Source organism: Bacteroidota bacterium (assembly GCA_016183775.1).
Taxonomy (GTDB): domain Bacteria; phylum Bacteroidota; class Bacteroidia; order JABDFU01; family JABDFU01; genus JABDFU01.
Window position 1 is genome coordinate 1 of record JACPDY010000150.1, and the last position, 9,003, is coordinate 9,003.

The window sequence follows — 9,003 nt, forward strand, 5'->3', positions numbered from 1 at the left end:
CGTGGTTACGAATCAATGCTCGAACATTACCTGAAAGTAGCTCCACAATTTAATGAACCGCTGTATACGAGGCCCGTACGTACAGTGGTGTGAGAGGCGCACTCCGTCAGATTTTGATGACGGAGCCGCCTACTCGATTAGCGGTTCGTGCTTCTGTCGTCCGTGTCAAGCTGACCTGTCCAGTAAAGGTCTGCAATAAACTGTCCGAGTGCCTGTCTGTCGTGGGTTGTGCGATTGCAAAAAAATTAAAACACCGAAGGATGGGAAAAAAAATTGAATTTCTTTCTGGGTGGCAGAAAAGCACACTCTTTTGCAAGCTTTGGTCTGTGTGCTGGCTTGTGGGGCTTGCAAATGTGTGTGCTTTTGCGTGTTGGGTTTTCATTTTATGCTGTCGCTCTTGTATAAGCATTGAAATTTCCTCCCGGATAGTTTGAATAAATATGCTGATAAACTGAAACTGTCTTTTCGTTTACATCATCGTCTGAATAAATTTTCATTGGAAGATTAAGCAAGTAATCATTGATGGTCTGCCAAACCTGTGATGAAACTTGTCGGCTTTCTCTCCATCTTTCTATTTTCAACTTTTCATCTTTCAACTTCTGCAAAGTTTCTGCTGCAACCTTCTTCACTTGTTTTATATCATCTTGTGAAAGTTCTTTCCCTTCCCTCAGCAAATCATAAATCGCTAAAACCTCCTCTGTCATTCCTTCACGCATTGCACGGCTTTCTTCAACTGTCAGGTCTTGGATGTATGTATTGAGTTTGTCAAATGCCCGTAGTGTGTCCTCTAAATTCTTGCCTCGGTTGTATTCGTCAATAATTTCCTTGTAGCGTTCATAGAATTTCATCCGCAACGGATTCTCTTTCATCATCTGCTGCAACTTCTTTTCTACGGCTTGCGCTAAGTCAAAAACGATAGTGTTCTTCTTTGGTGTTTTAGCAAACACAGCACGAAGTTTATCTAAGTCAAGATTTGCAAGGTCAACATAAACTCCATCTGGTTCTGAAACTTTATTCGGATTCACCGAAACATTTTCATTCACAACTTGCTGCAACTGCATGATGATGCTTGTTACATCTGCTTCCTTCACTTGCTGATTCAGCAAATTGTAGATTGCTTCAATTGCATTGAACTGACGAATGAACGGTTTCACTTGTTCTTCGGGATAAAGCGCATGATACTTTTTGAAAACTTCCCTTGCCATCACCTCAAACTTTGTTCGTGTGGTTTCATTCAGGCAAACACAATCTGCCGCTTCTTTAATCTTTCGCAGTTTATCCATTGGTTTCACATCTGCATTGCTTAACTCATTCAGATTAAAACCTAATTCGTTCAAATAACCTTTCACTTGCCGGATTGCTTCTTTCAATTCTTCTGCAAGTTGCTCAAGCAACTCCACGGGCTTTCCTTTTCCGCCTTCACCGTTTCCACCTGTGCCACCGCCACCGCCTGTTCCTCCTCCGTAAACACTGTATGCTTTCTCCAATTGCTTGTAAACATTTCCGTAGTCCACAATCAAACCGTTTTCCTTTTCATCATCATACACACGATTCGCACGGGCTATGGTCTGCATGAGTGTGTGTCCTTGTATGGGTTTGTCCAGATACACGGTTGAAACGCAAGGCACATCAAATCCTGTAATCCACATGGCACACACGATTACCAAACGGAACGGATGCTCAGGGTTTTTGAAATCTTTTTCCAAATCTCTTGTAGTGTCCGACATTTTTCTCCGGTGCGGTTCAATGTCAAGATTCATTTCTCTGAACTTTGCTACTTCGTTTTGTTCAGGACTTACCACAACACAAATTTCTGTTTGCTCTACCTTTTGAAGTTTGCGCTGTAACATTAACTGTTCTTCAACATCACTTGCATTTTCAATTTTCTGTTTCAGTTCTTCAATATAGGGCTTCCAGTATTTCGTAATCATGTCATACATGCGAACTGCTGTCGGCTTATCAAGTGTAACCAACATTGCTTTTCCCTGATAACCTCTGTCGTTGAAATGCCAAACCAAATCTTTTGCAATCGCATCAAGCCGTGGTTCTGCTGTCAGCACAACATAATCCTTCTGAAAAAGATAAATGAGTTTCTTCTTTTGGTCAATGTCTAATTCATCATTATTCAGAATCTCAATCATCTTTTCATCCAACTGGGGGTTCTTGATTCCTAATTTTTCCCCTCTGTTGTTGTATAAAAGTTTTAGCGTTGCACCGTCTTTGATTGCTGTCTTGAAATCATAAACTGAAACATACTCACCGAAAATATTTTTTGTGAGTTCTTCTTCTTCCTTGATGATTGGCGTTCCGGTGAAACCCAAATAGGAAGCATTGGGAATTCCATTGAAGCGCATGTTCCTTGCAAATGTTCCCGCTTGCGTTCTGTGTGCTTCATCCGAAATCACGATAATATTTTTCCTGTCCGTGATTAGCGGATACTCATTTTCTTTTTCGGGATTGATTGAAAACTTGTGAATGAGTGTGAACACATACTTGTGATTCTCTTTCAGCAACTCACGCAAGTGTTCCCGACTGCCCGCAACGGGTTCATGTCCTTTCACACTCGCTACTGCACCTGCCCCTGTGAATGTGTCATACAACTGCGTTTCCAATTCGCTTCTGTCCGCAACAATCAGGAAGGTGTATGAACCTCCAAACTTTCTGTGAATCTTCTGACACAGGAAAACCATTGAGTAACTCTTGCCGCTTCCCTGTGTGTGCCAGAATACTCCCAACTTTCCTTTCAGGTCTTCAATCGTTTTCACTTTCTCCAACACTTTGTTCACGCCAATGTATTGATGGTTCTTCGCCATCAGTTTCACTACATCGCCTCCGCTATCGTCAAACAAAAGGAAGTTCTCAAAAATGTCCATGAGTTTTTCCTTCGCACAAGTTCCACGAAGCATTGTGTCTAAACTCACAACACCTTCTTCGGTTTCCTCAAAGCGTTTCCAGTCAAGGAAAAATTTGTAAGGACTTGTAACCGTTCCAACTTTTGCATCTGTTCCGTTGCTTAGAATGATAAACGCATTGCAGTTAAACAAATGAGTGATGGTGTCTTTGTAATCTCTCAGGTTGTCATCGTAAGCATGGCGCAAATCTTTGTGATGCGCTTTCAATTCAAAGAACACTAAAGGAATTCCGTTTACGAAACCAACTACATCTGTTCTTCGGTTGTAGAGTTCTCCGACAATTTCCAACTGTCGCACTGCAAGAAAATCGTTGTTGGTGTAGTTATCAAAATCAAACACACGAAGTTTTTGTTTCTCTAATTCTCCGTCTGCATTTGTGTAACTCACCGGAACTCCATCAATGAGCAACTGATATTTTTCCTTGTTGATTCTGCCAAGTGTTTTGTCGGCTATTTTTTGTTCAAGAATTTCAATCGCTTGTGCGTAGGCAATCTCAGGCAGTCCTTTGTTGAACTCTTTTAATGCAGCCAATAAATTTCTTCTCAGGATAACTTCACTCTTTGTTTCCCTTCCAAGTAAGCTATCATCACCAAGTGATTCATTTTTCCACGCATACAAAACCTTCCAACCAAGTTCTTCTAAAACCTGTTGGGTTGCATTTTCAACCAAGCCATCTTCTGAATATTCGTAGCTCATTAGTTTATATCATCAGATTTCAAATGTCCTAAATCTTCAAGAAACTTATCAGGTATCAAGTCAATAAAAATGCTTCTTTCATTTTTCGGAATCCATTTTCCTCTATTATCCTTTGGTGCAAACATCCAATCCTCAGAAAGTATGTAGCATTTTTTTCGTGTCCGAGTGAGCGCAACAATAAATTGGCAAACTTCCACATCAGAAACATTTTTAGAATTGGCTGGCATTACTCCATTGTTTGCACCAATAATAAAAACAAAACCTGCTGACATGCCTTTGCAGCCCTGATAGGAAGTGAGAAGAATTGAAGGTTGGGTTTTTTCAGGTTCAACTTCTGCAACTTCTTCGGGAAGAAATCTTGCTTTAATTTCTGCAAAAAGATTTTTGTCAACCAACTTTTCTAATTCTGCAAGCAGTGCATTATTGTCTTCGCCTTTCTTATTGAGTTTGGAAATAATAACCGAAATTTTTGTTTGTGCATCAACAAATTCTTTTGAGAGCAAATCAATCATTGGCGTTCCTGCTTCCGTTTTCTTTATGATTGCTTTTGCATCTTCATACTTCAAAAGGAAGTCAATTAAAATTCGCCAACCCAAATTTGATTTGTGATTGTGAGAAAGAAAATCATACCCGTCACAAATATTGACTTCGCTTTTTTCGGACTGCTTGTATTTGATGTTTGCAAAATCTTTACTCAAACTTTTGAAAACAGGATTGAGATATTGTGTCTTGCTTACGATTAAAACTGTTGGGTATTCGCTGCCTTCCTTCCATGATTCAGCAATTTCTGCTGCTGAAATTTCCGCAATCTTTTTGTTAATGAATTTTATTACAGTTCGCACATTTGTAATCTGTGCTGTTGTGATGGTCGGATACTTTTCATTCTCCGCATCTTTTAACTCAATGAAGCATTCATATCGTTTGGGTAATCTTCCGTTCAATCCTCCGGCTTCAACTGCTTTTCTCAAAATTTCATTTGTCGTTTCAACAATTGGCAGTGTGCAACGGCTGCAAAATGGTAATTCAAAATTTTTGTAGTGACCTGATTGATGTTTCTTCCGCAAATGATGCGGTGTAGAAAATCTTGAATCGTAAACGGCTTGGTCATCATCTCCAACAATTAAAATGTTTCCTTTCTTTTCCAACTCATCAATAAATGCAACTTCTAACGGATTGAAGTCCTGAAATTCATCAATGAGAATTTGGTCAAACTTATCAAGTATGCTTGGGTCTCTTTGTAGCTCACGCCACATTCTGTAAACGGAATCATTGAAGGCAACAGTGTTGTAATAATCGCCACGCTTCAGATAGAACTTAATTTCATTTCCGCTTTCATCCAACTGCTGAAACTTATCATCAAAGTTTCCGCAGTCAATTTCTAAGTGGTCAGAATCCTCCCTGATGATTGTTGTGAGTTTCGGATAAAGAAAAAACCCTCCTCGTCTTTCGTGCAGAATTTTTTTGCAGAACTCATGAAAGGTTCTCACATCAGCATAGGCACTCAATGAACCTGCCATATCGTTGCGAAGCAAGCGAATGAAAGTCATTGCAATGTTAGCTCCATCAGGATTCAGTTTCAAAACTTCACTGAATGTAAATGTCTTACCTGTTCCTGCTCCGGCTACGATAAGTTTTCTTGGCTCTTTGGATTCAAGAATCTCTTTCGTGATTGCAGTGCGTTCCGCTTTTTGTTTTGCTATGTGTTCTTCCTTCGTCATACTTCAATCATACCTGTCATAAGTCGTGGTAATAAAATATCTCTTGCCTCTTTCAGCAAACGGTTTTGATGCCCTAAGTTGTAAATCTGTTTGTAAATCGGGTCAATAATTTCATTGAACTGTTCCAATGTTTTTTCATCAGGCACTTTTACTTTTTGGAATTTGAGAAATGCTGTCCAGTTGTAGTTTACAATGTTGCTTGCACTTCTGATTTCAAAAACTTCTGTTCCTCCGATTGCACGGAGAAAACGCAAAAACAGAAAAGTAAAATTTGAAAGTTCTCTTGATGCTGGTCGCAACAGTTTGCAGAAACTTGCACACATCACATCGCCATTGAATTGCTTTAGCAATTCATCGGTTATCAATAATGATTTTGCAACTCCTTCATAGGTGCTGCCTCCTGAAACTTCAAAAACAATATCTCCGTCTTGCAATTTGCGGGAGACAAGATTTGATTTCTTGTGAAAGCGAAAAGGGACATTCTCTAATCTGCCATTTGGCAATTCGTCAATGTCAGTGCCTCTTATTACATAAGCAGGTTCGCTGAATTCATTGCTTTTATTTTCTTCTCCCCAACCTCCTCCAATTTCATGTCCAACTAATGAACCTAAATTATTTTCTTTCCAACCTTTCGGCAAACTTTTTTTGTTTGTGAAGAATTCTGTGAAACATATTTGAGCTAATTCTTCCCAATAATTTATTCGTTGCAAATTGTTTTCAATCAAATCATCATAAGAAGAAAGGATAGAAGCAATTTTGCGTTGAATTGGAAGTTCTTTCTGAATTGAAATTCTATGATTGAGTGCTGCTGTGCGATTTAAGCCGGGAACTGCTGCATCATTATTCATTGTATCAAGTCCTGCTAAAAGCAATCGGTAATAAAGAAACTTAAAATCTACTTTCTCTTTGTTTTCAACTAAATAAAAAGCGGTGTCAATTGGAAAGTAATCTTTGTTTGCCCAAGTTACTGAACCAACTGTTCCTTTTCTTCCAACAATAATTCCGGGTGCTTTTAATAAATAATCAGTGTGTGTTCCCACAATTCCTGCCGAACCATAAACGGGATATTTGCCTTCAACTCTTTCTCTCTCGGGCAAACTCTTACCATACTTGAATTCGCATAGCTCTTTTATTTTGAAAACTTGTAGTGCCATTATTTTAAAAGAAAAGAGTTTTTGTTTAAGGTTTGATTTATTTCTATTGCTGAATTATTCAGTTCCATCAATTCTTTTTTAATTTCTTTCATCCGTTTCTTATAATCAAACTCCTCATCAAATTGAATTGTGTAACCAACATATCTTCCAGGTGTCAATGAATATTCTTGCTCCTTCACTTCGTCAAGTGAAACAATTTTGCAAAGCCCTTCAATGTCCTGATAGTTGCCGTCTGGAAACCATTCCATAAAATGTTTCCAATCGTTGATGCCTTGCTTGGTTTGTTCGTAATACTCTTTTGTTTCGTCAGTGAAGTTTACAATGGGTTTGCTCAATGTTGTGATTTTGCTTCGCAAAATCTGCAACTGCTTTTTTCCTTCCTTCTCCTCAACTTTTTTATCTGCAATTTTCCTTTCTATGGCAGCAATTTCTTCCTGCCATTGGTTGATGAAAATTATTGCTGCTTCAATCGGTTCATTAAACTGTTTGAAAATCTTCTCCGCTTCTTCATGGTTGTCGGGCTTGCTGAATTTGATTTCTGCTTTTGCTTTCAAATCAATTTTCAATTCTGCTGCTGCTGCTGCATCATTCAACCCTGATGCAAGCGTTGTGTAATGCCAGCGGATTTTTCCTAACACCTCATTCAGCATGTGCTGATGGTCGGCAAAAGAATTTTTGTAGGCGTTCTTTTCTCCACGATACAATTTCATAATGGTTGTGAGATTGAGCAACTGCCCGGGAGAAAAGTCATTGATAGTGGTGGTTACTTTCCGCTTTACATTTCTTGCACTAATCATCAGAATCTTGTCTGCATTGGCTTTGCTTTTCCCTTTGTCAAAAAACCAAAGATGACAAGGCAATGAACGGGTGTAGAAAAAGTTATTGCCAACGGCAACAATGCAGTCAATGTGTTTGGTTTCAATCAACTTTTGTCTTATGGCTGCTTCACTGTTCCCTGCATCAGTAGCTGAACTTGCCATTACAAAACCGGCTCTGCCGGTTTTGTTTAAGTAGGAATAGAAATACTGCATCCACATGTAGTTGCCGTTGTCCGCTTTCGGCAAACCAAAAAGCAAACGCTTGTCGGTTTTCACAAACTCTTTTCCCTTGTCAATCTTGCTCACATTGAATGGCGGATTAGCCATTACAAAATCACATTTGCCAACAAGATTGTGAGGGTCGCTGTAAAAACTGTTGCTCTCAATTATTTTTCCTTCAATACCGTGAATAGCCAAATTCATTTTCGCCAACTTCGTGTTGTTGGTTTTCTGCTCTGTGCCTTTCACGGTGATTGCTTCGTTCACTTCTTTGTTCGTGTGGCTGCGCACGAAATATCCTGTCTGCACAAACATGCCACCACTTCCACATGCAGGGTCGTGTATGATGCCGTGCAGGGGTTCAATGAAATTTACAATCAGTTGCACCAAACTTGGAGGTGTAAAAAATTCTCCACCTTCCTGTGCACCCGCTCCCTGCATGGAAAATTTCATCAGGAAGTATTCGTAAATTCTTCCGAACACATCGCCTGTCGCTTTCTTCACTGCATCTTCGTTGAACACACGAATAAGAGATTGCAGCAAGTCCTTTTCAAACTCCTGATAATTTTTCGGAAGAATACCCGCTAAGTCGGGATACTCCGCTTCAATCAATTTCATTGCATCATTGATTGCCTTTGCTATGTCTTTGCTTGCCGGAAGATTTGCCAAATAATCATACTTCGCTTCTTCGGGAAGTTTCATTGCACCAACGGACAAATAATCGTTTGAAGTTGCTTCACGCTTTTTCCCTGTCCGTGGATTTACCGGAAGATTTTTTTCTACAATCGGTTTGGCTTCTTCGTATCTGTTCTGTGCAAAGCGAAGCAATACCAAACCCAACACGGGGTCTTTGTATTCGGCTGCTGTCAATTTACTGCTTGCTCTGAGTTGGTCGGCTGCATCCCAAAGTTTAGTTTCCAATTCGTGTATTTGTTCCTGAGTCATATAATTTTAAGAATAAACATCAAGGTTACGGAAATAAAGCGTAGAAAAAAGCGGCTCTTTTGGGGTTGCCATCGGTTTGGTTTTGTGGGTGGCGGCAACCCCAAATGTGCCGCTTGTGCGTAGGCAAAAGAAATTCAATTTTTTTTTGTGCGGTGGGGGTGTTTTAATTTTTTTATTGCGTAGGCATGAGTGTCGGACTGTCCGCCCGAACTGTCCCGATGTTATGTTGCTTGTATGTCGTTGTCCACCTGTCAAAATTTGTTGTCTTAAAGTTTATTGTCAGCCCGTCTGTTTAATGTTTGCACTGTCCCAATAGCATGACCGCTAACGTTTTGCAGCTACTTGCAGTTTTTGCTAATGTCAGCTTACACATTTGAGCGTTAACCCGCAAAAATTGCAAGTAGGTGCTGTGTGTGCCCTGAATGATAAATATAGTTCTTTAAAAGAGAAAACCCAAAGAGTGTAAGTCTCTTATGTGCGGAATAACACCCCGAAACATTAGCAAGCCGCAAGGTGGTATAAAGTAATTTATGCACTGAAG

General features: G+C 39.7%; 4 protein-coding genes. All 4 read right to left on the bottom strand.

The window, feature by feature from the left end; genetic code table 11:
* Positions 1-383: 383 nt before the first annotated feature.
* Genes HYU69_16675 through HYU69_16690 form a run of 4 tightly spaced genes read right to left on the bottom strand, consistent with a single transcriptional unit; the run spans position 384 to position 8,462 of the window.
* The gene (locus HYU69_16675) at positions 384-3,608 is read right to left on the bottom strand and encodes a type I restriction endonuclease subunit R (GenBank protein ID MBI2271975.1); all 3,225 of its coding nucleotides are present in this window, start codon (positions 3,606-3,608) and stop codon (positions 384-386) included.
* On the bottom strand, positions 3,608-5,326 hold the full coding sequence (locus tag HYU69_16680; GenBank protein MBI2271976.1) for an ATP-dependent helicase: 1,719 nt from the start codon (positions 5,324-5,326) through the stop codon (positions 3,608-3,610). Before HYU69_16680 ends, HYU69_16675 begins: the two co-directional genes overlap by 1 nt.
* On the bottom strand, positions 5,323-6,480 hold the full coding sequence (locus HYU69_16685) for a restriction endonuclease subunit S (GenBank protein ID MBI2271977.1): 1,158 nt from the start codon (positions 6,478-6,480) through the stop codon (positions 5,323-5,325). The genes HYU69_16680 and HYU69_16685 overlap by 4 nt, the downstream gene beginning before the upstream one ends.
* Positions 6,480-8,462: an N-6 DNA methylase gene (locus HYU69_16690; GenBank protein MBI2271978.1), complete on the bottom strand. Its 1,983-nt coding sequence runs from the start codon at positions 8,460-8,462 to the stop codon at positions 6,480-6,482. Before HYU69_16690 ends, HYU69_16685 begins: the two co-directional genes overlap by 1 nt.
* Positions 8,463-9,003 lie beyond the last annotated feature (541 nt).